At 47.5% G+C, this 24,148-nt stretch carries 22 protein-coding genes; 6 read left to right on the forward strand and 16 right to left on the reverse strand.

The genetic code is table 11. The annotated features are described in order from the left end of the window. Window positions 1-413: 413 nt before the first annotated feature. Window positions 414-1,130 (reverse strand): class I SAM-dependent methyltransferase, encoded by a 717-nt coding sequence (locus RIG68_RS15165; RefSeq protein ID WP_350123859.1) that lies wholly within the window; start codon window positions 1,128-1,130, stop codon window positions 414-416. Between the two features lie 18 nt (window positions 1,131-1,148). Then, the gene (locus RIG68_RS15170) at window positions 1,149-2,489 is read right to left on the reverse strand and encodes a S41 family peptidase (protein ID WP_350123862.1); all 1,341 of its coding nucleotides are present in this window, start codon (window positions 2,487-2,489) and stop codon (window positions 1,149-1,151) included. Window positions 2,490-2,695: 206 nt separating this feature from the next. Between RIG68_RS15170 and RIG68_RS15175 the strand changes: the two genes are divergently transcribed. After that, window positions 2,696-3,517 carry an ion transporter gene (locus RIG68_RS15175; protein ID WP_350123865.1) on the forward strand — a complete coding sequence of 274 codons (822 nt, stop codon included), beginning with the start codon at window positions 2,696-2,698 and terminating at the stop codon, window positions 3,515-3,517. A 4-nt stretch (window positions 3,518-3,521) separates the two neighbouring features. Here RIG68_RS15175 and RIG68_RS15180 read toward each other — a convergent pair whose 3' ends face one another. The 5 genes from RIG68_RS15180 to RIG68_RS15200 form a co-directional block, all read right to left on the reverse strand. Then, window positions 3,522-4,211 (reverse strand): DUF2461 domain-containing protein, encoded by a 690-nt coding sequence (locus RIG68_RS15180; protein ID WP_350123868.1) that lies wholly within the window; start codon window positions 4,209-4,211, stop codon window positions 3,522-3,524. 205 nt (window positions 4,212-4,416) lie between these two features. Next, a complete protein-coding gene (locus RIG68_RS15185; RefSeq protein WP_350123871.1) occupies window positions 4,417-5,520 on the reverse strand; it encodes a Gfo/Idh/MocA family protein in 1,104 nt (367 codons plus the stop codon). 48 nt (window positions 5,521-5,568) lie between these two features. Further along, entirely contained in the window at window positions 5,569-6,018 is a 450-nt protein-coding gene (bcp, locus tag RIG68_RS15190) for a thioredoxin-dependent thiol peroxidase (RefSeq protein WP_350123874.1), read from the reverse strand. 6 nt (window positions 6,019-6,024) lie between these two features. Continuing rightward, window positions 6,025-7,917, reverse strand: coding sequence for a M23 family metallopeptidase (locus RIG68_RS15195; protein ID WP_350123877.1), 1,893 nt, complete (start codon window positions 7,915-7,917; stop codon window positions 6,025-6,027). Further along, window positions 7,904-8,515: a fumarylacetoacetate hydrolase family protein gene (locus RIG68_RS15200; RefSeq protein ID WP_350087889.1), complete on the reverse strand. Its 612-nt coding sequence runs from the start codon at window positions 8,513-8,515 to the stop codon at window positions 7,904-7,906. The genes RIG68_RS15195 and RIG68_RS15200 overlap by 14 nt, the downstream gene beginning before the upstream one ends. A gap of 353 nt (window positions 8,516-8,868) precedes the next feature. On the opposite strand from RIG68_RS15200, the gene RIG68_RS15205 reads away from it, so the two are divergent. Further along, a complete protein-coding gene (locus RIG68_RS15205; RefSeq protein ID WP_350123880.1) occupies window positions 8,869-9,672 on the forward strand; it encodes a M48 family metallopeptidase in 804 nt (267 codons plus the stop codon). Window positions 9,673-9,746: 74 nt separating this feature from the next. Here RIG68_RS15205 and RIG68_RS15210 read toward each other — a convergent pair whose 3' ends face one another. Continuing rightward, complete coding sequence (locus RIG68_RS15210; RefSeq protein ID WP_350123883.1) at window positions 9,747-12,110, reverse strand: ABC transporter permease; 2,364 nt, start codon at window positions 12,108-12,110, stop codon at window positions 9,747-9,749. Window positions 12,111-12,251: 141 nt separating this feature from the next. Between RIG68_RS15210 and RIG68_RS15215 the strand changes: the two genes are divergently transcribed. Further along, window positions 12,252-13,463 (forward strand): hypothetical protein, encoded by a 1,212-nt coding sequence (locus RIG68_RS15215; protein ID WP_350123886.1) that lies wholly within the window; start codon window positions 12,252-12,254, stop codon window positions 13,461-13,463. Between the two features lie 101 nt (window positions 13,464-13,564). Beyond that, the gene (locus RIG68_RS15220) at window positions 13,565-13,696 is read left to right on the forward strand and encodes a hypothetical protein (protein WP_350123889.1); all 132 of its coding nucleotides are present in this window, start codon (window positions 13,565-13,567) and stop codon (window positions 13,694-13,696) included. 2 nt (window positions 13,697-13,698) lie between these two features. On the opposite strand, the gene RIG68_RS15225 is transcribed toward RIG68_RS15220, so the two are convergent. Next, window positions 13,699-14,124 (reverse strand): response regulator, encoded by a 426-nt coding sequence (locus tag RIG68_RS15225; protein WP_152001064.1) that lies wholly within the window; start codon window positions 14,122-14,124, stop codon window positions 13,699-13,701. Further along, complete coding sequence (locus RIG68_RS15230; protein WP_350123892.1) at window positions 14,121-15,989, reverse strand: PAS domain S-box protein; 1,869 nt, start codon at window positions 15,987-15,989, stop codon at window positions 14,121-14,123. Before RIG68_RS15230 ends, RIG68_RS15225 begins: the two co-directional genes overlap by 4 nt. Before the next feature lie 292 nt (window positions 15,990-16,281). Here RIG68_RS15230 and RIG68_RS15235 point away from each other — a divergent pair, with 292 nt between their 5' ends. Together RIG68_RS15235 and RIG68_RS15240 are read left to right on the forward strand one after the other, a co-directional pair. After that, on the forward strand, window positions 16,282-17,214 hold the full coding sequence (locus RIG68_RS15235) for an ABC transporter ATP-binding protein (protein WP_350123895.1): 933 nt from the start codon (window positions 16,282-16,284) through the stop codon (window positions 17,212-17,214). 4 nt (window positions 17,215-17,218) lie between these two features. Further along, the gene (locus RIG68_RS15240; protein WP_350123898.1) at window positions 17,219-18,262 is read left to right on the forward strand and encodes an ABC transporter permease; all 1,044 of its coding nucleotides are present in this window, start codon (window positions 17,219-17,221) and stop codon (window positions 18,260-18,262) included. A gap of 80 nt (window positions 18,263-18,342) precedes the next feature. On the opposite strand, the gene RIG68_RS15245 is transcribed toward RIG68_RS15240, so the two are convergent. The 6 genes from RIG68_RS15245 to mtaB form a co-directional block, all read right to left on the reverse strand. Then, window positions 18,343-20,481: a TonB-dependent receptor gene (locus RIG68_RS15245; RefSeq protein WP_350123901.1), complete on the reverse strand. Its 2,139-nt coding sequence runs from the start codon at window positions 20,479-20,481 to the stop codon at window positions 18,343-18,345. Next, window positions 20,471-21,187 carry a tetratricopeptide repeat protein gene (locus tag RIG68_RS15250; RefSeq protein ID WP_350123904.1) on the reverse strand — a complete coding sequence of 239 codons (717 nt, stop codon included), beginning with the start codon at window positions 21,185-21,187 and terminating at the stop codon, window positions 20,471-20,473. Before RIG68_RS15250 ends, RIG68_RS15245 begins: the two co-directional genes overlap by 11 nt. Before the next feature lie 85 nt (window positions 21,188-21,272). Next, window positions 21,273-21,782, reverse strand: a complete 510-nt coding sequence (locus RIG68_RS15255; protein ID WP_350123907.1) for a hypothetical protein — start codon at window positions 21,780-21,782, stop codon at window positions 21,273-21,275. Window positions 21,783-21,826: 44 nt separating this feature from the next. Beyond that, a complete protein-coding gene (locus RIG68_RS15260; RefSeq protein WP_201568274.1) occupies window positions 21,827-22,114 on the reverse strand; it encodes a winged helix-turn-helix domain-containing protein in 288 nt (95 codons plus the stop codon). After that, the gene (locus RIG68_RS15265; RefSeq protein WP_350123910.1) at window positions 22,107-22,673 is read right to left on the reverse strand and encodes a hypothetical protein; all 567 of its coding nucleotides are present in this window, start codon (window positions 22,671-22,673) and stop codon (window positions 22,107-22,109) included. Before RIG68_RS15265 ends, RIG68_RS15260 begins: the two co-directional genes overlap by 8 nt. A 103-nt stretch (window positions 22,674-22,776) precedes the next feature. Then, on the reverse strand, window positions 22,777-24,096 hold the full coding sequence (gene mtaB / locus RIG68_RS15270) for a tRNA (N(6)-L-threonylcarbamoyladenosine(37)-C(2))-methylthiotransferase MtaB (RefSeq protein WP_350123913.1): 1,320 nt from the start codon (window positions 24,094-24,096) through the stop codon (window positions 22,777-22,779). Window positions 24,097-24,148: the final 52 nt, after the last annotated feature.

Consider the following 24,148-nt stretch of genomic DNA (forward strand, 5'->3'; position numbering starts at 1 on the left):
TTGCCCGACTTAAGTGTCTGTAATGCTTCCTCGAAAAGTTGCTCCAACTCACTCCGAGGTGGTCTCTTTGATTCCATTTCTGTCATAAGTTCTCATTTTATTTTTACTTATACTTATGACACACTTTTCTGAACAGTCTCTGGGAGCATTGAGCAAAGCGCTGTTCAAAACTATACCGTCCTTTCAGGGCTTTGATGTATGCGAGCCCTGAAATGGCGTAATAAACCCAGGATGGTGGTGAAGCCACATCTTGATGAAGGAGGCAAAAGCCAGCCGCCGGGAATAAAGAGAAGTCCGAGAGGGAAGACTACAAAAGTTTTGCAGTGGCACAGGCATCCGAGCCCAGGCGAGACTAATTTAACACTCAGCTGTCTCCGTTCTTCCAAACTTTTGTAGTCTGTTGGAGCCCAAACTTACTTTTTGCTGACTATGTAGTTCGTTGCATATAACCTGGCACCAATTGAGTGCGTGTCGGCGTGATTGCTCAGCTCTTTCACAAGCAAAACAAATGGCTCGGAACTAGAATACCTTTCAGCAAAATATTCATAAAAGCTTCTTGCCGACAACAGCAAATGCCCAAGCTCCTCAGTGCTCACCGTAAGCTGGTAGTCACTGACAAAAGAGTTGGTTTCCCTCAGACCATTCATTTCGAGGCCGGAAAAATTGGCCCGGTGATCATAGTCAACCGCTTCCACGGGCAGATGAAACCCAAAAGGGAGCTGCTGAAAGAGCAACTCAAAGTCGTAAGCTATTATCGTCGCTTTTGGTTGGCACACCCTCACCACCTCGTTGAGCATTCTCTGCGACCTGGCATAAAACAACGAGCCCGCAAAGGTGATGATGTCGAACGAGCTATCGGTAAAAGGCAACTTTTTGCCATCATAATGTACATAACTCACTCCGGGGTAGGCGATAGCCTGCATCAACATCTCCTGGTTGGGTTCAACTCCCGTTACTTTTTCACAAAAGCCAGCCAAGGCAATGCTCGACTGCCCGGTGCCGCTCCCGATGTCTAGCCCATTGCTATAAGCCCCTCCTGGCTTCAGGCACTTTGCAAGGATCAGCTGATGCAGAGGTGGGCGGTAGGCATTGTAATGGTGGGCGATGTCGGCGTTGTAATCCTCAGTCATTTTGATCGCTGCTATCTGTTACTTGATGAGGCCAAGCGCTACCTCCATCTCCAGGTCTTTTTCGTTCATCAAATCTTCGATTGTATAACGTAATTCATGGTCTGGCAGTAGCCCCCTGTTGGTGGTATTTTGGTTGGAAGACGACGGGAAGGCCAAATGATATCTCGGAATGCCGATTCTGATGCCTGAATTTGGGAGAACGATGCTTTGGGTGGAGCCCGCTGCAAACCCCTCGTACCGGGTGCCCGTTTCCTCTCCAATAACCGTTGCATTTCCGTACTCTTTCAAATACCTGGCAATTTCCGCTCCGGCAGAGTAGGTTCGACCGTTGACCAGCGCATAGATAGCTCCGTCGAAGGCCAGCTTATCCATTTTTGGCAAAGAGTAGTCCTTCTTTTTGCCCTTCCACGATTCAGTGGTTTTGAAATGCCCTTTTCTTGGCTCTTTCATGATGAAGGGGATCAGGTTGTCAGCGAATTCATTTCTGCCGCCTGTGTTGTCCCGGAGGTCTACGATCAGGCTGGAGACCTGGGAAGTCTTTAGTTGCTCAAATATTTCCTCGTATAGCTTACCTGCCTCAAGGTCATATTTTTCAACAAGGGATCGGGTAAAGTCCTTTAGCGTCAAAACTGCCACATTGCCTTTTATGTCAAACTCATAAACCTGTTTTACTCCAGTCGCTTCTTCTGGCGTAGCAGACTTTCGCTGCTGGTAGTTGGCCGTCCACCCCTCCCTGGTCAATGCCTCGATGGTTGCAGTGCTGCGTTGTCCTTGCCTTTTATACTCGACAGCAAAGCTTTCGGGCTGCTCTACATAGAGGTAATACATCCACGGAAAGCCGATGGTTAGGTTTTTTAGCTGATAAGTCTCTATGTGGCCGTCGGAGGGGATGCAGGGCAGTATGCTTGCGATGATATCGGCAGAAGACCGTCCGTTGATTGACAGTATCTCATCTCCTCGCTGGAGTTCTTCGCTGTTGGCGCTGTTGATCCAAACAAAAATACGGTCACCAATGATTTTGACGGACAGCGGCATGTACTTGTAGGTGTTGTCCACAAATCCTTTGTGTGCTACGTCGTTCCAGTCGCCAAGGTTAAAGTGCCCTTCGTTTGCCAGAGATGCGATTTTGGAAACCAGACTGAAATAAGCCAGGACAGACATGTCGTTTACTACCGAACTTACAATGGCATCCGCCTTTTCCTTAAAGTCCGGGTTGTAGAGATAAAGCGCCGGTTCAAATTCTTCGGTTTTGCCGATAAGAAATTGCAAGTCTTCTTTCACCTGACTATCCGTGTATGTCTGGGCGACGCTGACTGAAGTCAACAATGTCAGTATGAAAATGGGCACTATTTTTTGCATGCGTAAATTGTTTAAAGTGGATAACCCTTAGGCCATGAAATGCCACAGTTTGCGACAACTCCGAATAGCTTTACGATGTATACAATTGGTTAGACAGAGGAACAAGTTCTTAGGTTACAACCACTAATAGGAGAGTTGAATAAACAACTTATTTCTCAAAAGTTGCTAGTTTCACATCACTAGTTCCTGGCATTACCTTCTTTAGTATGCAATCAACCAAACAAAAACTCCACAGGATCATATTCGGGGTAGACACACCCGCTGGCAGGGGTTTCGACATAGCGCTCCTTATCCTCATTGTGGCCAGCATCACCATACTGATGCTGGAGAGTGTAAGTGAGATCAATCGGGAGTGGGCTGCATTTTTTTACCAACTTGATTGGATCATTACTGGCCTGTTTACTATTGAATACGGCCTTCGGCTGTGGACGTCGGAAAAGAAGACTCAATATATATTTAGCTTTTTTGGCATCATCGATTTGCTCTCTATTCTACCCACCTACCTGAGCATCTTTTTCGTAGGTAGTCATGCACTTGCTATTATCAGGGTGCTGAGATTGCTTCGGGTATTCCGGGTGTTGAAGCTGGTGCAGTTTATGGGTGAGGCCAGCAAGCTGGGTGAAGCAGTGAAATCAAGCTCCAGAAAGATTGTCGTCTTTCTTTTTTTCGTCATTATCGTCAGTGTTTTTGTTGGTACGTTGATGTATATTATCGAAGGGCGAGAGCATGGGTTCACCAGCATTCCCCGAAGTATCTACTGGGCCATTGTAACGCTCTCCACCGTTGGCTATGGCGATATAGCCCCGCAAACTACCCTGGGGCAGTTTCTAGCCACCATACTAATGGTAACTGGTTATGGCCTGATTGCAGTGCCTACCGGACTAGTGACCGTGGAGCTTGCCAAGGGGAGCGCCAATGCCCTGAATACTTCTGGGCATACCAGCAGGCAGTGCCAGCATTGCGGCAATACTGATCACATCAGGAAAGCGAAGTACTGCTGTGTTTGCGGAAACGAACTAGAAAAGTGATCGGCTACGGCAGCGGTACCCCATTCCGGTCTGTAGTCAGCACTTCACTCATATAATCGAGCCAGGGCCTGATGGTTTTGAAAACCAAGCTCACTTCCTGTGGAAAGTCTTTTGAAAACACCTCCTGGTCGGTGAAGGTGTGCCGGAAAATGAAGGACTTGTGTCGTAGCAATTCAATGGCAGGGTGGTCGACTGTGTAGCCTCTTGGCGCAGTGGCGACGGTATTTCCCTGCATGCCGCCATAAGCGCTTTTTATGGTTTTTGATTCCAGTATCTTCTGCCAGTCCTCGTAGTTGTCATCGATGTCGAATCGAATGCGCTTCAGGTCTTCAGGATTGGGGTTAAAGAACCCGCAGGCGAGGAAACAGTTGCCCGGTTTGAGGTTAAAATAGTAACCGCCCCGCCGTTCTTTGGTCGCCCGCCGGAACGACATGGCAAAGCGGGCGTTGTAAGGCGACTTATCCTTACTGAACCGCACATCATTGTAGATCCGAAATAGTGCTTTCTTGCCTGATGGCGTCTCAATTAGGTCGTGCTTGTTCATTTCAGCCAGCAGCGCATCGGCAAAGCCCACCATATTCTCAAGCGATGCCTGATACCGGTCTTTGTGCTGGGCAAACCAGTCCCGGTTGTTGTTGGCAGAGAGATCAGTGAGAAACTGGAAGGTAGACGGTTGGATGATTGATTGGCTCATTGTGGTTTAAAAAAGAACAAAACAGGTAGGTGCGGGGAATAGTTCTCGCTCGCTCTTTTCTTTGTCTCTCCGGCTTCGCCGGGTGGTTTATTTCACGCAAAGACGCTAAGGCGCAAAGAATCTCTACAAGACAAGCCTTTGCGAGCTTTGCGGCTTTGCGTGACACCCACTTTAACGAAGCCAAAGAGACAGTTCCTGCGTGACCCTACCTTTCCAGCACCACCGTTTTCCCCTCCTTCGCCGAGCGGATAGCAGCGTCCAGTATTTCTACCACCACCATGTTGTTTTCCAGTGACGATAGCCGACCCTGCACGGTGTCGTTGAGCTTAGTCTCACCCCTGATGACAGCCGTAAGAAAGTCGAACGGATCATTAAACGGTGTTTTCATGGGCTCCAGTGTCATGGACTGCTCGGGGTCTGATTGCTTTGCACGCAGGCTCATGCGGGTGCCATCTACCGTTTTGATATAGGCGTTGGTACCAAACACCTCCATGTCTTTGCGGCTAAACGTCCAGTTCCACGACGCCTGAATGACGCCCTGGGTGCCGGGGTATTTCACCAGTATGGTGGCCTCGTCGTCTACTTTGGGGTAAATATCCGGCTTGTTGGTTTGGGTCACTGCCGTCACCGACAACGGCCGTTCGTTGCTCATCAGGTGGGTGAGGAGGTTAGCGCCGTAGCAGCCAAAGTCGATCAGAGCACCGGCGCCGTTGAGTTTAGGGTCAGTGAGCCAGTCGAGGAACTCCTTGCCAACGCCAATTTCCTTAGGGCCCTGGTGGCCGTCGTTCACCATCACTTTGCGAAGCGTGCCCAGGTCGCCGGCTGCGGCCTTGGTGAGGGTTTCCTGCGTGGTGGCGTACCAGGTGGTTTCGTAGTTGGTCACCAGAAAAATCTTGTGTTTGTCTGCCAGCGCTTTCATGCGCTTCGCATGGTCGTAGCTCATAGCCAGCGGCTTTTCTACCATTACGTGAATTCCCTTGGGAGCGCACTTCTCCACCACCTCCATGTGGCCATAAATGTCGTTGAAGGCAGTGACTGCCTCGGGCTTGGTATTGGCCAGCATTTCGTCGAGGGTAGGGTACACCAGCGACATGGAGAAGCCATATTGTTTTGAAAGCTTTTCTGCCAATGCCTTATTGGATTCCGCAATGCCCACGATTTCCACGTCGCCCGCTTTGGCCTTATTAAGCACCCAGCCTACGTGGCCATGGATGAGGCCGGCCACCCCGATTTTGAGAGGTTTTTTGGCTGATTGGGAAAACGAAGCTATTGATGAAAGTAGGAAAATGATAATGAGCAGTATTTTCATTTGCTGGATGTTTAGGTGTCCAGCAAAATAGGAAGTTTTAGGGACAAATTACCCCAAAATCTGCTCGGCATGCTCCTTCGACTTCACGTCGTCGATGATGCGTTCAATGATGCCCTTCTCGTCAATGATGAAAGTAGTTCTTAGGACGCCCATGTAGGTTCGGCCAAAGGTGGTCTTCTCCGCCCACAGACCGTAGCTTTCAATGATTTTGTTGTCGGTGTCGGCCAGCAGCGTGAAAGGCAGACTGAATTTCTTGATGAAGTTAGTGTGCTTCTTGGCGGAGTCGGGGCTTACGCCAAGCACCTCGTAGCCTTTGGCTTTCAGAACGCTATAGTTGTCACGCAGATTGCAGGCCTCCACGGTGCAAGTAGGTGTATTGTCCTGCGGGTAGAAGTAGAGCACTACCTTTTTGCCCTGGAAGTCGGACAGTTTTACTGTTTTTCCGTTTTGGTCACTTACCTCGAAGTCTGGTGCTTTGTCGCCTGCTTTTAATGCCATTGGTTGTCAGAGTTTTGTTTTGTACACAGTTTCATTACCGGCGTTGTCGGTCACTACCAAAACAAACTCTCCGTCGAAAGGTTTGCTTGCCTCCAGCTTTTCTGTCCACAATAGGTTTTTCTTGTATTCGTAATTTAGCAGCACCCATTCGCCATCAATGGTGCCTTTCCAGCTTTTGATGCCAGAAAGGTCATCCTGAATGATCAGGCGGCACTCACTTTTGTTGATCACCGCCGGTTTAATGGTAGGGGGCACGGAGTCGGTGGCGATGGTCCAGGTGCCCAGCGAGGTGGTGAGAAAGCTGATGCCATCTTTGTCCCAGGCACCGCCCACATAGCCAAGGTTGCCTTTGGCGCTGTAGGAGTAAACAGCTGACTTCTCTTTGTCGTAAAGCTGCACAGGCTTCAGCGTCACCTTCGCCGAGCGACGAAGCGGATCCAGCACATTGTCGACAGCAAACACTTCCCGGCCGTTTTCTATTTGCTTGTCCTTTACCGCCAGGTACAGCGTGTCAAACAGACTGTACCTGTTGAAGGCCACGTCCAAGTCCTTGTCAAAATAGCTGTATTCATGATGAGGCGATACTGTTGCCTTAAAGTCAAATTTTTGCATTGTGCCACACAAATCGACAGAGTCGGGTAAGCCATTTCTCAAATCCCAGAGGTAGAAGTCGTTGGCGCCCACGTGGTAGACCGGCGGAAGTTCATACGCCTGCCCCGCTGAATACAAAAGAACGTTCTGGCGAGCCACACCATTGGGGTTCATCAATTCCATTACGTTGCCGGTTATTTCGTAGCCCTCCCGCCTTAGCTTGCTGAGACTTTTGATGGTGGCATTGCTGCGCTTCCCTTTGTCGCTGAGGGTAGTTTTAAAATACGAGTAGTTGTTATAGCTGTCCCAGGTCCTTACTTCAAGCTCGTGGTTGCTGGAGTCTTTGATCTTCAACATACCCTGCCAGTCCTTGGCTTCATAAACCTTCAGCCAGTTGCCGTCGTCTACCCACAGCTTCGTGAACTTCTGCCCGCTAGTCAAATACTCTCCGTAGTTCATATGCACAGCCACATTGCGCATTTCGTCGAAGCTCAGCTTGGTAATGCTTTGGCTGAACATCTTCTTGTCGTCAAGCATCACCTCAATGCACGGGATGCCGTTTTTGCTCCATGTGCCATCAAAACGGTCGTAAGCGTATATTTCCACGCCAATGGTTCCTTCAAAAGTGATGGGCGTACGCATCACAAAACTTTCACCTTCCTTTGTTACATCAAATTCAAATCTACCAAACTGGCCATTTACTCTCGACTTGATGTCCATGGTAGTAAAGGCCACTTTGCGGATCAGCGGCGGTGCTTCATCAATCAACTCTTTGAAATGGAAACGCATCGGATCAAGGATTTTCTGCTCCTGATCCCTCACCTCGAAGTGCAGGTGCGGGCCAGAGCTGCCGCCTGTATTGCCCGAGGCGGCAAACACTTCTCCTTTCTTGAAGCTGAATTGGTTGCGAGCCGGGAAAAGCTCCACGTCAAAGCTTTCTTTGGCATACTGCTGTGCCCGCACCCATTCGGCCAGCGGCTTACTGAACGACTTCAGGTGACCGTACACGGTGGTCAGGCCATTGGGGTGCGTCAAGTACAGGGCATTGCCATAGCCGCCAGTGCTTATTTTTACCCTGCTGATATAGCCATCGGCAGGTGCATACACTGGCAAGCCTTCTATGCCACTGGTGCGTATGTCAATTCCAGCGTGAAAATGGGTGCCCCTGATTTCACCCATAGTACCGGCCAGGTAGTTGCGCTCTCCCGGCCGGATGGGAAACATCAGGTAGGCAGAGTCATATCCATATTGGGCTATGGCTGTGTTTGCTGTTAGTAAAAATAGAAGTGCTAGTTTATTTAATTTCAAAATCGAGTAGTGCGTCACTTTCCAGGTATCCTTTCAGGTGATCTCCTATTTTAACAGGCCCAACTCCTTTCGGTGTTCCTGTGAAAATAATATCTCCTTTTTTAAGTGTAATGAATTTTGAGATGTAGGCTATAATGGCTTCTATAGTGTTGATCATAAGGCCGGTGTTCCCGACCTGAACAGGTTGACCATTGAGTTCCAGTTTGAAATTAATGTTCTTCATGTCCGCAAACTTCTCCTTCGGAACAAATTTGGAAATCGGAGCAGATCCATTGAATCCCTTGGCAAGCGCCCATGGTAACCCTTTGGCTTTAGCTTTCTGCTGCAAATCCCGTGCCGTGAAGTCGATACCAAGGCCAATGGCGTCGTAGTAGGTCGAAGCGAATTTCTCCTCAACACTTTTCCCTTCCTTACAAATCCTGATAATAATCTCCAACTCATGGTGGATCTCCTTTGTGTAATCGGGAAAGTAGAACGGCTTGTTGTTCAGCAACAGCGCAGTGTCAGGTTTGGTGAAGATAACCGGCTCATCGGGAGTCTCGTTATTGAGTTCTTTGATGTGCTCTACGTAGTTGCGGCCGATGCAAAGGATTTTCATAGTAGTGATGTTTGATGCCAAAATATCTGATAGTCAGCGATTCCGCAACCTATCTTTGATCTGCGTCATTATTATTTGAACAAAGGATCATAATTTTCAGAAATTCCATTCGTTTTCAAACATATTCCGTTAAAGCTAAAAGTAACTCACCTAACACGCACAAGGCGTGGCATGATAGCCCGCCCAACGTGCAAAGAAATAGCTTCAATACCATTATTTTTGTTTGCCACGGTGCTGGAAAATTCCACAGTTGTCTTGGGTTTTCACCAACGATTGAATTTCCAGCGACTGAAGGACTGGCAAACTTGCTTTGGCAAGATGCTTGTTAAATCTTATATCAAAACCGAGAATATATGAAGAGGATAGTATCGTTTTTAGGCATTGCTGTTACAGTGCTTATCTATAGCTGCTCAACGGTAGCCATTACCGGAAGAAAGCAGTTCGCCCCCTTGCCCGATTCGGAGCTCAATTCCATGAGTTTCACACAGTATGATCAGGTACTCAAGGAGTCCAAACTGTCCACCAACAAGGCCCAGGTGAACCAAGTCAAATCGGTTGGCCAGAAAATTCAGAAGGCTGTTGAGTCGTACATGGCCACCAATGGTCTCAGCGACCAACTGAAGGGTTATAAGTGGGAGTTTAACCTGATTCAGGATGACGAAACCGTCAATGCCTGGTGTATGCCTGGCGGGAAAGTGGCTTTCTACACGGCCATTATGCCAATATGCAAAACAGATGAGGGTGTAGCCGTGGTAATGGGGCATGAAATAGCTCACGCCATTGCCCGCCATGGCAATGAGCGGATGACGCAGGGGCTTATCCAGCAGTTTGGTGGCGTAGCACTTTCCTATGCGTTACAGGAGAAACCTGCAGCCACCCAACAGCTGTTAATGACTTCGTATGGTGCTCTCTCTAATGTTGGTGCCATCCTTCCGTTTTCCCGACTGCAGGAGTCTGAGGCTGACAAAATGGGCCTGATCTTTATGGCCATGGCTGGGTACAACCCCAATGAGGCACCAGCTTTCTGGGAAAGAATGTCTGCCAACAGTGGTGGTGGAGCGCCTCCGGAGTTTTTGTCTACCCACCCTTCTCATGCCACCCGCATTGCCGATCTGAAAGCACAAATACCCGAGGCGATGAAGTATTATAAGAAGTAGAAAGAATTACAGAGCTTCTTGCGCTGAATTAAAGAGGTTACTATCTGCGGTACCGCAGATAGTAACCTCTTTAACTACTCATACCTCAGTGCATCCACCGGATTAGTCCTTGCAGCCCTGATGGAGTGGAAGCCGACCGTTACGATAGCGATAACCAGGGCAAGCAGCATAGCCGCCAGCGGTACCAGCACACTGATGTCGACATGAAAGGCAAAGTCGGTCAGCCACTGATCCATCAGGTACCAGGCAAGGGGAGAGCCGATGACCGCCGCTATGATGACCAGCAGAGCAAAATCTTTCACCGTGAGCGTGATGATAGACGATGTGGAAGCACCCAGCACTTTTCGTACCCCAATCTCTTTAGTCCGCTGCTGAATGGCAAAAGCTGCCAAACCAAAAAGCCCCAGACAAGAAATGAATATCGACAGCCAGGCAAACCCCTGGAAAAGCTGGCCTGTTCTCTCTTCATTTTCGTAGAATTCCTCCCAGTCAACATCGAGGAAGCGGTATTCGAACGGGTAGGCAGGGGCGTAGGTAGTGTAAACGCTGTTCAGGGCATCGATGGCAGCCGTATACTGCTGTGGCTTGGCCCGCACGATGATATAGCTGCACCAGTCTTTTTCAAACATCATGAACATAGGCCGGATGACGGAGTGAGACGAGCTGTAGTTGTAGTCCTTCACTACTCCAATAATATGCCCTTTTCTTTCTCCCCAAACGGTGATGGGTTGATCTACAGCTTCCAAGGGCTCGAAACCCATTTTGCGTGCCGCCGATTCATTGATAATGATGTTGGCTGTATCGGTGGCCATGGTTTTGTCAAAAGTGCGACCGCCGACAAGGGTCAGCCCCATGGTTTCAATGTAAGAGCCGTCGATGGCAAAGTTGCTGAACAGAATACGCTCCTGCGGATCTTTGCCTGGCCAGTCGAGCCCCCAGGTGGAGTTGCCAATAGAAAGGGGCGAGAAGCTGCTTTCACTAACCGACAGAATGGAGGGGTCTTTTAGAAGCTGATCTTGTATCAGGTCATACTTTTCAGCCATGTTTTCCTGCATTTCCATGTAAATGATCCCTTCCTTGTTGAAGCCGGTGTCCTGGTTTTGGACATACCAAAGCTGTTGGTACACTACAACCGTGCAGAAGATCATGATGATGGAGAGAACGAACTGCGTTGTGACCAGCACTTTTCTGAATCTCACAGCGGCCTTGCCACTCTTCAGCTGGCCTTTCAACACTTTGGCCGGTTCGAAGCGGGCGATGTAAAATGCTGGGTAGCTGCCGCCTACAAAACCTGTGAAAAGGATGGTGCCGGCAAAAAGCAAAACGGTGGCTGTGTTGAATTCAAAAACAAGGCTTTTGTCTGAGATCTCATTGAAGAGCGGCATAAGCACAATGACAAGCACTGCCGCTGCCAGACCGCCCAACGCCGAAAACACAATAGACTCGGTTAGGAATTGGTAAACCAGGTGTTTTCTGAAGGCACCGACTACCTTTCGCAATGCCACTTCCTTGCTTCGCTTTACCGCCAGGGCAGTAGACAGGTTCATAAAGTTGATGCAGGCGATGAGCAAGAGAAAAATAGCGATGATGGCGAATATCTTCACGTACCGGATGCGGCCGCCATCCTGCACACCGTTTTCAAAGCTGCCATACAAGTGCATTTTGGTCGCTGGGTAAAGGAAAAGCTCGATGTTGTTTTCGTCATTTTTTTCATCAAGTAGCCTGTTTATTTTGGCGGAATAAGCTTCCCAGTCCTGCCCGCTTTGGAGCTGCACAAATGTGGAAACATTGTTGTTGCCCCATTGGTCAAGCCATTGCTTGTTTTCGTCCATGAACTTGTCAAAGTTAAGCAGGTAAGCAAACCCACCAAAGTCACTGTTTTTTGGCCAGTCTTCTACCACGCCCGTCACTTTCATGCTTTCCTTGTTGTTCATGCGAAACACCTGATCCATGGCAGGCGCATTGCCGAAGTATTTTTTCGCCATGGTTTCGGTCAGCACCACGGCATTTTTATCATTAAAGGCTGTTGAAGCAGATCCCTCAATGAATTTGAAAGTAAACATCTCCATGAAGTCGGCATCTACATAGCGGCCCGACTCGTAGTAGGAAGCTTCCTCGACATTGAAAAGGTTTTCGGTCGGCCAGGTGAGCCTGGAGGCATATTTCACTTCCGGGTAGGTCGCTTTGAGATAGGGAGACAGCGGCCCCGGCGTGGAAGATGTGGTGCCAATTCTATCCGAATAGTGTTGGTTTTCCATCACCCTGAAAATGGAGGACAGATTCTCGTGTGAACTGTTGTAACTCAACTCGTCGTTGACCCACATCAGAATAAGGATGCTGGAGGCGATGCCCAACGAGAGTCCGAAAATATTGATGGTGCTATAGATTTTGTTGCGCTTGATGGTTCGGAGCGCCACGAGGAAGTAGTTTTTGAACATAGCCTTGGGGTTCTTTTGCCTAGAGTACCTCGTTGAAGGTGAAAGGTTGCAGGTGGGTGTGGGTTTTTCCTGTTCCTGAAGGGAGAGTGTTTCCTGAAATCGGATATTTTATTAACTTGAAGTTTGCCGTAATTCAGCTATATGAAAAGGAAGTTATCACTTTGTATTCTTTCTGCTCTTGGTATTTTATGTTTTTCCTGTGAAAAAGAGTCTGATGGCTTTTCGTTGCTTACTATAATAGTAGAGGAAAATGCCATAAATGAAGGGCAGGAGCAGTGGGTGTATATTTCAGAACCTTTAGGAAAGGTGTTGGATAGCCACAAATGCAAAAAAGGTGAGGTGTTTGAATTGAAGGGGCCCGTGGCCCTTGAAGCGATTGATGTAACGGTTTTTATACCCCATTCAAGTGGATCAGGAGTCGCTTTAGCTGTTACCTATCTTGGAGTTTTATCAGGAAAAACCTGGACGTTGAAAGCTCAGTCCCGATCCGAAGCACCAGAGGTTATTGGAACTGCTACAATTGAAATAGTTAACTACCATGAATCGATGCCTCCCGATGAGTCCATCATTTTCAGCAATGGTACCAGCCCCTTTGCGCTGAGTGATCGTTCCGTTACTGATGCAGGTCTTTTGGCCACAGTTAACATCTATGACGATACGCAAGAGCTACTGATGACAGGGTTTAGAGGTGGCCACAGAGTTTATTTTAAGGTGGAGGCAATCTTACCGAATGAGAACGTTGTGGTTGATTTTGCCTCTTTTCAGGAGTATGATCAAATAATAAAGATTCCTGCTGAGTTTCACGAGGAAGGCATGACGATAGGGTACTATGATGACAGGAGAAGTTATCTCCTTAGTAATTCCTATAATTCGTTTTTGTACGGTGCCGAAACGTCGCTGGGCTACATACAAGGGTATGATTCCTACTCTACCAAGTTCAATGAATTTTACGGCCCTTCCTTTATCACCTACTATAAACTTGGGGAACCTGCGCTCAACGTAGAATTTCCGTCATTTACCCTTTCTATAGTTGACAGGACGACTAACGGATTCAGTTTCGACGCCTCTTTCGATTACACCTATAAAAGTGCTCAGTGGCTATACTCTTCGGCCGACGGACAGACTGGCATGTCGTGGACTGTTTACGGCGATGCAGCAGCTAACGTTAGAATACCAGCTGTTGCCAATATTGTTTACGAGAAAGAATCTGGAATGAAGATTGACGATTTTTCCATCTATGAGCTCAATTGCATCCAACGTTTGGACGGACTAAGTTATACTGGCTTTGTCTCCAATACGTTTGAAAATAAGTCATCCGCCGAGTATGAATACTTTATTTTTGGAAGCCATTAGTTATTTGAGCAAGTTGGGGAACGAGCGACATCTTTTTTGATCCGGCCTTCAGAAAGCCTTCATAAATTGCATGCTGCAATTCTTATTTATTTTTTCGTGTGATGAAGGAAGTTCAAATTGAAGTTTCCGGAGTTGTTAAGCACTTCAAAGAAGTGAAAGCTGCCAACGGCATCGGTCTCACTATTTACAAAGGCGAGTTTGTGGCCTTGCTTGGCCCGAATGGTGCCGGCTAATCTTATTCAAAAAAATGCCTTTGCACGATATCTACAACACCGTCGGGTGTAAGTGGTTTGGTAAAGAAATCTTTTACTTCTTTAATTGAACGGGCCTTTTGTTCATCGTCGGGGTTGATGGAAGTGGTGAGCATGATAAGTTTTATTCTATTTATCAGTTCATGAGGAAGTTTTTTGTATTCCTCCAGAAATTCCCAACCATTCATCTTGGGCATATTGATATCAAGAAGAATGAGATCCGGCGTTGGGTATTCCTCAGATTGAGGAATGTAGCCATTTTTGTGGGTAAGGTATCGAAGCGCTTCCTCACCCCATTGAAAGGCCATCACCTGATTGCTAATGTCCGCATTGCGAAGAATAATAGTATTGATAAAGTTGGTAGGCTCGTCATCGTCGACCAGGAGTATACAGTTTAATTTCTTTTTCATGATAGGGTTGTTTTATGTTTTCGCAGCGTAAAATGGAAAGTACTGCCTAATCCTTCTGTCGATGTAATCCATATTCTGCCGCCATGTAATTCAACGATTTTCTTACAGTGCGACAGTCCTATTCCCGACCCCTTGAATTCACTTTGCGTGTGTAGTCGCTGAAATATGATAAAGATCTTTTTAAAGTATTTGGGGTCAATACCTATTCCATTGTCGGTTACGCTAAATTCATATTCATCCTTCTTTTCTTTAACGACAATAGTCACCTCGGGGGTTCTTTGTCGCACCCTGAATTTCAATGCATTGCTTATCATGTTCTGGAACAGCACCTTGAGTTCCTGCTCGCTCCCTTTCAGTTTGGGAAGTTTGTCTGTGGTTATCCTGGCTCCGCTTTCTTTGATCATTGCATTCAGATCCTGAATAATATCACCCACCAGTTGATGGCAGTCCACTATTTTTTTTGATTTGATTCTGCCGATTCTGGAGTAGATCAGGAGCCCTTTGATCAGGTCAGACATTCTCTGCGAGGCGTCGGTGGTGTATTTTAGGTATTGATCTGCCTGGGCATCCAGCTTCCCTGTGTATTCCCTCGCAAGAAGGTCCGTCATACTGGAAATGGTTCTCAGAGGCTCCTGTAAGTCATGCGAAGCGATGTAGGCAAATTGTTCGAGCTCTTTATTTTGTCGCTCCAGCTGACTCGTTCTCTGTTTTACCTTGGCTTCCAGATCGAAATTGGCTTCTTTTAATTTTTTTTCCATCCTTTTCTTGTCGGAAATGTCTCTTATAGCAGCCGAAACGAGCAAGCCTTCCTGGGTTTCCAACGGGCTGAGGCTTATTTCAATCGGAAATTCCTTGCCCCTTTTTGTGATACCGAACAGCTCCAGACCTGATCCCATTTCGCGGGTCTTGGGGTTGCTGAAATAGTGTTGCATCAAGCCAGGGTGGCCTTTCTGAAAACGATCAGGCATGAGTATTTCAATCCGTCGTCCAATCAATTCCTGCCTTTTGTAGCCAAAAAGTTTGTCGGTTTGCAGGTTGGCGACTTTGATGACTCCGCCATTGTCCACAATAATCATAGCATCCGGTGCCGATTCCAGCAAATCCCTGAACCGCTTCTCTGCTTTCTTGCTTTCCGTGGTGTCTCTGATAGCCGCCGATACAAACAGCCCCTCCTCTGTTTTTAGAGGGCTAAGGCTTATCTCAACCGGAAATTCATCTCCATTCTTTTTCCTTCCATAGAGGTCAAAACCGTGGCCCATGCTGCGGGTCTTCGGAGCATTGAAAAAGCCGTCTCTGTGTGGTTTGTGTTTTTTGATAAAACGTGAAGGAATCAGGGTCTCTATTTCTTTACCCAGCAATTCATTGCGGGTGTATTTAAAAAGGTATTCAGTTTGTGCATTAACGAGAATGATCTGGCCGAAATTGTTGACAATCACCATTGCGTCGGGTGCGGTTTCCAGCAGCGCCTGGCTCTTGCTCTCGGCCATGCTAAACTCTCGTATTTCCCGTTCCATGCTGGAGATGCCAATGATTTTCCCTTTGTCGTCTTTGATAGGCGACACCAGCGAGGCCACCTTTAGCAACTTGCCATTTTTGCCAAGCCTAACCGACTCAAATGGACTGACTTTTTCCAGAAAAAGAACGCTGCTTCTAATAGTGTCAAATTCTATCTCCCGTTCTCGTGGAAATAAGGACATATAATTTTTTCCGATCAGCTCTGCTTTCGTGTAGCCATAAGCTTCCCAGGCAGCCGGGTTGCAGTAGGTTATCTTTCCTGCCAGATCGATACCGAGGATCATTTCCTGAGAGGAATTTAAGATATGGGAATGCTTTTCTTTGGGTATTTTTTTATTAGCAGATACCATTATATTTCTGTAGTACGGAAATTTTCATGAAGTAAAAATGTAGTTTACAGAAAAATACATTAATAATATGCGACTATCCCAAAAAATTAGCCCAACACAATTAGTTAGGAGAAGTCAGCTATTCCAGTCGATGGCGGCGGACGCCATGTTATGTAATGTACAGATTTTCTGGCACAAAAGGACAGCGAAACAGATATTTCCTTGCCGGAGAGGGAGATAGCCTCTATTTTGAAAGATCTTCGCTATTAATAAAAACACTTTTCCATTTAACTTGTTGGGAAAATCAAAAAGCATGAAGGACGTACAGATTGCGGCCAGGCAGGTGACCAAGCATTTTAAAGATGTGAAGGCCGTGAACGGCATTGACCTCAACATCTACAAGGGAGAGTTTGTGGCGTTGCTTGGCCCGAATGGTGCTGGTAAAACCACCCTGGTTGAGATGATCGAAGGCATTCAAAAGCCCGATGCCGGAGATATCAAGCTAAAAGGGATGACCTGGGCTGAACATCCCAAGGAATTACATCAGATCATAGGATTGTCTCTACAAGAAACCCGCTTTATCGAAAAACTGCGGGTGAGAGAGACGCTTGAGCTATTTGCCAGCTTTTATGGGCTGGGCAACGAAAGAGTAGAGGAGGTGCTGGAACTGGTGAACCTTACGGAAAAGCAGAAAGCATTTACTGACAAACTTTCGGGCGGACAAAGGCAGCGCATGGCTTTGGGCATCTCGCTATTAAATGAACCAGAGATTTTGCTTCTGGATGAGCCTACCACCGGGCTCGACCCCAATGCGAGGAGAGAGCTGTGGGACATTCTGCTTGATCTCAGAAAAAGAAAAGGCACCACGCTGATACTGACTACCCACTACATGGAAGAGGCCGCCTATTTGTGCGACCGAATTGTGATCATGGACCAGGGGAGTATTTTGGCCGAGGGCACGTTGAAGCAGCTACTTTCAAAACACGTGAAGGGCGAGATCATCGACTTTACTGTTGACAGACCAATGGAGAGAGATGTTTTGCCCGGGCAACAAGCCATTTTAAACTACACATTCGATAAGGATACATTGAGCGGAGAGCTTTTGGTTACCGACATTGTGAAGTTCTTGCCAGACTTTCTTCTCTATGTCCAGAAGGAGAAGATCCGGATCGATTCGCTGGAGTGCCGCAAGATGACGCTCGACGATTTGTTCACTTCTATGACGGGTCGCCACATCAACCAATAAACCAATGAAACATCCTATCGTACTTCTGATACTCACCAATTTTCGGGAATTTCTTCGTCAGCCCGGTGCTGTTTTTTGGGCCGTCTTTTTTCCGGTGCTGATGGCAGGCGGGTTGGGACTTGCATTTACGCAGAAAGGCGAACTGAATCAAAAGATCGCTTTTGTGGGGAATGAGCAAACTGAGGAAAAAAGCTGGAGCAAGAAAGTGGGAAATGAAACCACCGGTTTTACCAATTATGAGTTCCTGAATGTAGGTTTTGATGAAGGACTGGTATTGCTGAAAAGGGGAACGGTCGATCTGATCGTGAAAAAGGAAGGGGAGAAGTACAAGTACCATTTTGACCCGCTGAACCCCGAAGCACAGCTGGCTTACATCAACCTGACTGCCGCACTGAACGGAAACCAAACACTGTCAAACGGCGAAGATGTGGTGCCACTGAAGGAGATCGGCAGTAGATACATCGATTTTCTGGTGCCGGGTCTCATGGCCATGGGAGTGATGATGTCGTGCATGTGGGGCATCAGCTATGGCCTGATTGAGAAAAGGTCGAAGATGCTGCTGAGGCGCATGGTGGCCACCCCCATGCGAAAAGCCCACTTCATGACCGCCCTTCTGATTTCACGAACTGTCATGAGCGCTATTGAAGCATCGATACTGGTTGTTTTTTCGTGGCTGTTTTTCGACATCCGCATCGAAGGCAGCTTTCTCGCCCTGGTGGTGCTATTTCTCTCTGGCACTTTAGCTTTTGCCGGTATAGCCGTGCTAACTGCCTCAAGAACGGATAATACGTATGTTGGCAATGGCATCCTCAACGCTGTGGTCATGCCAATGACGATCCTTTCCGGTGTATTCTTCAGCTACCATGGCTTTCCGGACTGGGCGGTCAGCATTATCAGGCTATTTCCACTCACCATTTTTGCAGATACGGCCAGGGCTATCTTTATTGAAGGCGCAGGTTGGAGCCAGATTGTGTTGCCTGTGGGCGTGCTTGCCGGGCTTGGGCTTGTGTGCATGTCGATAGGCATGAAGGTGTTTAAATGGTACTGAGCAAAATGATTGATGCCGTTTTGAAACTGGTCATTTCATGCAAACCGGCAACTGAACATAGAACAGGCTACTAAATAATACTATTGAATAACCCACATCAGCCCGGCGTAGATAGTCCGGCGGTTGAAAAGCTCATTTTCGAAGGAAGAATAGTCGGCGCTGTAGGCCCGGTCTCGCACGTTCTTGAAGTCGGCCATATTGCTCACCGATGCAAACAATACCAGTCCATCGTCCTTCGGCAGTGGCAGCAGTTTTGAAAAGCTCAGGTCAATAAGGTTGTAGGCCGGTTGGCGGCTTTGCAAGGGTGATGTGAGCGGTTCAAATACGTCGAACCGGTTGTTGTAAGTGGAGCCCACTACAGGATAAAACCAGGTGCCTTGTCTGAAAATATACCTACAGCCCACCGTCCACCCACGGTTGCTCCATTGGGCGCCACCTCTGATAAAAAAATCGAGATCATATATCGCCTTTTTTGTGTTTCCGTTTTCTTTTTCGGTGGCTTCAATACCTGTGTAAGAAATATCGGCCAGCCATTTTTCAGCCAGTTTATAGGACCAATACGATTCTATCCCCAGCACCCTGGCGGCAGTTTCATTTTTTTCAATTTTTTTGAAAAACACCGCATTGGCTGCTGAAAGCCTGCCTGCTGAGAGCGAATGATCAACAGCCACCTGTTGCGATTTGATTTTGGAAACGCCTTCGCCCTGAAGTAATGCAAGCTGATGAAACGTGCCGCTGCCAACGGTGAATCTGTTTTTCTTGTTAACCTGAATGCTTACCGACGACTGATGAGAAAGCGTGTGAGACTGCCCTGCCAATGGGATGTTTTTTCGCAGTGCCCATCCAAAAGCAAGCAGCTTCGAAGGCGTGTATTTGTAGCTGGCAAAGGCATCCAAAATTTTTCGTCCGGTAACCGATGCGACGTTCATTGCAGGGGCAGTTTCCCCAACAGCGTATTGAAACTCCGGAACCAGCCCGGAAAACTTCTGTAGTCGGTCGTCATAAGCCACACCGGCCTTCCATCCCGCTCTTTTTTTCGCTACAGTATAGGTGACCGACCCATAGCTGTCGGTGTTGCCGATTCTGTATGTAAAGCGGCTGTAGCCAAGTTCGGTTTGGCTTGCGTTGAAACCGCCGTTAATTCCAATCGCTCCTTTTTTTGTACGTTTCATGAGATTCACCACGTGAAAGGTGCGTTTTTTTTTCTGGAGGAAGTCTCCGCTAAAAGTGGGCGCCCTGAAGTCGAAGGTATAGCGTTCGCTGAGTACATAGTGAAACGATTTTAGCGACAGCCCCGGAGCAAGCTGATTGATATAGTGGACACCTGTTTCACGGGTTTCGAAGCGTTTGATCCTTTCGAGCGACACTCGGTTAAGGGCACGAAGCGGGCCTGAAGGCTGGTAGTTACCATACACCATAATGCTCTGTTTGTCGTTGATGCGTTGCTGATGGTTGACGCCCAGGTTGGCGAGAGAAAGTGAGAGGCTTGTCCGGTTTTTTTCCACAATGGTATTGGAGGTCTCAATGGCTATCAGGCCCGATGAGGTATTGCCGTATTCGAGGGGTGGATTGCCAGGAAAAACGTAAAGTGAGCCAATCATTTCAGTGTTGAAGAAGCTGAAAGTTCCAATGCCGGTGAGTTGTGCAAACCGCACCGCATCGTAGGTTGGCACATGGTTAAAGAAAACACCTGTTTCTGCCGGGCTGCTTCCCCGAAAGCTGACAGATGCCGTTTCGTCCACTGTTGTGCTTGATGGCATCGCATTCACAGCCAGCAGTGGGTCGGCCTTGGCACTCGGGTTTTTGTAGATATCCAGCTTTGATATCTTTTTTACTACAAATTCTTCGGCGATGATTCGCTCCGCATTTATGGTGACCTGCTCCATGCTTTGGGTTTTCGGCTCCAGCTTAACCGTAGCGTTTTTCTGAAGCTGGCTTAAGGTCACGAGCTTCTCGCCATAGCCCACATACTGTACAATGAGCGTATCGGCTGATCCAAATTGCCCCATGTCAATAGTGAAGATACCTTCGGCGTTGGTAGTGGTGCCAGTTCGCCAATTGCTAAAGCTAATGATGTGAACTCCAATGAGCGGCGTGCCGTCACGTGCATCAATCACTTTGCCGGAAGCAGAAGACGGCTGTGCCACGACTGGGCCAGAAAGCCAAGCTCCCAGGACAATGGTCACAAAAATTGATGGTGACGACACGTTACTTCGCATTGGGAAGCAATTCGAATTTTACCCAGTTGAAGTCGGGAGCAATGGCCAATGCCTTTTGGTAGACCTCTCTGGCTTGTTGTTTTTCTCCCTGATTATTTAATGCTATTCCTAACCAGGCAAGGGCATCGAGGTACAGCCAGTTGTTTGACACGTCTCCCTTTTCAAACAACTCCACCGCCTTCGTGAATTCCGAGGTGGCCAGGGCCTTGTCGCCTCCAAACATCTCCGGAGTGAAATACAAATAACTGGCATGAAGCTTCCGCACAACAGGAGAGCCAGGCGCTTCGTCCATAGCTTCATCAATCAAATTGGCGCTCTTAGCCCCCAGGAACATCCCTTTCCAGCTTGAGTAGGCAATTTTTAGGCCGGTAACAGCCGATTGAATGGCTTTCGCTTCGGCTGACTTGTAGTTTAGTTCAATGAGCTTGTCGAGATTTTTGTCAGCGGCATCAATGTACTTATCGAATAGGGTCTCGTCGGAGTCAGCCATGGTATTGTTGAGAAGGCCGTACTGCGTAAGGGCCAGCATAAATAGGTCTTGGGGACTTTTCGATTGATTGTAAGCTGTTTGTTGCCTGCTAACGCTTGTTTCCCACAGCGTGGTTAGTGAGCTTAAGTATGCCTGATATGTGTCTCTGCTGTTTTGGGCCAAAGCAATCGACCCTGTTAGCCAAATGGTGATTGTAAAAATCGTCAGCTTTTTCATGATGTAGCTAAATTTGTGTAGAAGAATGGATTGAGAAAATGCTGCCTTTCAGTAAGGCGGTAAGGCTTGCGCTAAGCAAGTCGGTTTATTGTTTATCAAGCGTCATTTCAAAAAACTGAAACCATGAAGTGCCCATGTTGATCTCCCCCTTCTCATACCATTGGCCTTTGTCGTTAATGGAGATAATGTATCTCATATTTTCAGCGGGGTACCAGTAGAATTCCTCTCCAATTAATTCGCCTTTGAATTCACCTTTCCGCCCCGTGGATAGATAGGAGTAAAATGAGTAGTTGTTATCCGTTTTGTTCCAGGAAATGATTGCCATGGCGTTGTGGATGACTTTGCCCTCAGCTATGCCTTTTCCCTCGATCAGTATGGCCGTACTGTCGAGTTTGAATTTGATGTCTTCCACCTGATCAAACTCCCGCTTGACTCTATCCTGTCCGTACATCCATCCTTTGCCTTGCCACCTTCCGGTGATAAAGCCAAGCCTGGTGACTTCCGTTTTAGCGATGACGTCTGTTTCAGGGGCCTGCGCCCAACCTATGAAGGGAGCGAGTAATATGACGAGTATTAAATGAATGATAGTTTTCATGATTATAAATAAGTTTATTTTATGAACTAAATTGATAAAAAAAATTATGGGAGGTACTTCTTCAAAGCCGTAACATACGCTTCGAAAGCCTTAATACCTGTTGTGGTAATCTTACAAGTCGTTAAGGGTCTTTTGCCTTTGAAAGACTTGGAGATGCTGATGTACCCGGCCTGCTCCAACTTGTCGAGCTGCACACTGAGGTTGCCGGCAGTCGCCTGTGTTTTTTCCTTGATGAAGGTAAATTCGGCGTCCTCGAGGCTTATCAGTAGCGACATCACCGCCAAACGCAGTTGCGAATGCAATAGGGGATCTAATGGCTCAAAATTATCCACGTTCGGCTCTTTTTAGTAAGTATCCGGGAATCAGGTAACCCAATAAGATAGCAACTCCTGAGAGTGGGTACTGCTGTATTTCGGGCAAATTAAAGGAAATTAAGGCGGCTATCCATAAAACAAAACTCCCCGCTACAATTGGTGTGAACTTTAACAAGCTTCCAGTGATGAACATACCCATTCCAGCGATGAGTAGGATAACACCATTGTGGTTGAAATTAATGGTGTGCATCATAGCGAGGCAGATCACCATGCTGATTCCAGCTGCCATCCACACCCTGCCATAGACCCGATCAATGTGCCCAACAGCACCCTTTTGTCCCATCTTCATTCCCATAACGACAGAAATAATGGCCGCCGGAATTGTAATAAGCCAGATCATATAGGGATGGGGAATACCTGACAAGGCAAGTGCGTAGTGCCCAAAGTTAGCAAAGGCAACTGTCCAGCCCCAGAGGAGTATCTGATTACTTCCGCCCTTGGCCACGTTGCGTTTCGCTTGTGTAATCATCTCTGTGATTAGCGACAAGCTTTCCTGGTGTGTGAGTTCGTCTTTCATGATTTCGTTTTTGTAACGTTATACGAATATAGTGTAAATTAGTTTATATTGTAAACTTATTTATACCTTTTTTCCTCAGAAGATACTCGGAGTAAGCTAGAGACTAGTGAGTCAGGACCTCTTCTCCAACCTCCATTACCTCAACAAGGCCACGGTTGTTGATTTCACGTAACTCGACTTTTTTCGTTTCGTTGATTAGGATGGGGTCGTATTTGGCAGCTACACGGATGTAATTCTCGGTGAAGCCATGCATCATGCCTTCTTCAATGTCTTCCTCAAAAAGCACTGTGAACTGGCCGCCCAGGTTGTCTTCGTAGAATTTGCGGCGCTTCTTTTCAGAAAGAGAGCGAAGCATTTTTGAGCGTTTGTTACGATCCTTCATGGGCACCACGCCGTCCATTTCGATGGCATCGGTGTTGGCTCTTTCGGAATAGGTGAACACGTGCAGGTAGGAGATGTCTAGCTCGTTCAGGAACTGATACGTTTCAAGAAAGTCTTCTTCCGTTTCACCAGGGAAGCCCACGATGACGTCTACTCCGATGCAACAATGAGGCATCAACCTTTTAATAGTAGCTACCCGTTCGGCATACAACTCCCGAAGGTAACGGCGGTTCATGCGCTGCAAAATCTTGTTGCTTCCCGACTGTAGGGGAATATGAAAGTGCGGCACGAACCTTTTCGATTTTGATACGAAATTGATGATCTCTTTGGTAAGCAAATTAGGCTCAATGGAGGAAATACGGAAACGGTTAATGCCTTCCACTTCATCCAAAGCCTTTACCAGATCCAGGAATTTTTCCTTTCGGCGACCCTCCTGAACACCAAAGTCGCCGATGTTGACCCCGGTGAGCACCACCTCTTTTACGTCGGTAGCTGCTATTTCTCGTGCTGCCGCCACTATGTTGGCTATGCTGTCGCTGCGACTTTTGCCACGGGCCAGTGGTATGGTGCAAAATGCGCAGCCGTAGTTGCAGCCGTCCTGCACCTTAAGGAAAGTACGGGTGCGGTCGCCGTAAGAATAGGAGTGATTGAAACGTTTCGCTTCTTTGATTTCAGAAGCAAACACCTGTGGTTTTTCTTTCTTCTCAAAACCATCCAGGTAGTCGATCAGCTGAAATTTTTCGGCTGCCCCGAGCACGGCATCTACCCCAGGAATCTCCGATATTTCCACGGGCTTCAGCTGGGCATAGCAACCAACAATGGTTACGTACGAATCCGGAGAAATCTTTTTGGCCTCCTGCACCACTTTGCGGCACTTCTTATCGGCGTTTTCCGTCACCGAGCAGGTATTGATTACGAAAATGTCTGGGGAATCAGAGAAATCGACCTTCAGATAGCCACGGTTTTCGAACATGCGTGCGATCGTAGAGGTCTCAGAATAGTTGAGCTTGCAGCCCAGGGTATAGAATGCCACTTTTTTCATTGGAGGGCAAAGGTAAGGAGATTAGACCAAAATCGGTATTGGCAGCGGAAAG

Source organism: Imperialibacter sp., from assembly GCF_040222385.1.
Taxonomy (GTDB): domain Bacteria; phylum Bacteroidota; class Bacteroidia; order Cytophagales; family Cyclobacteriaceae; genus Imperialibacter.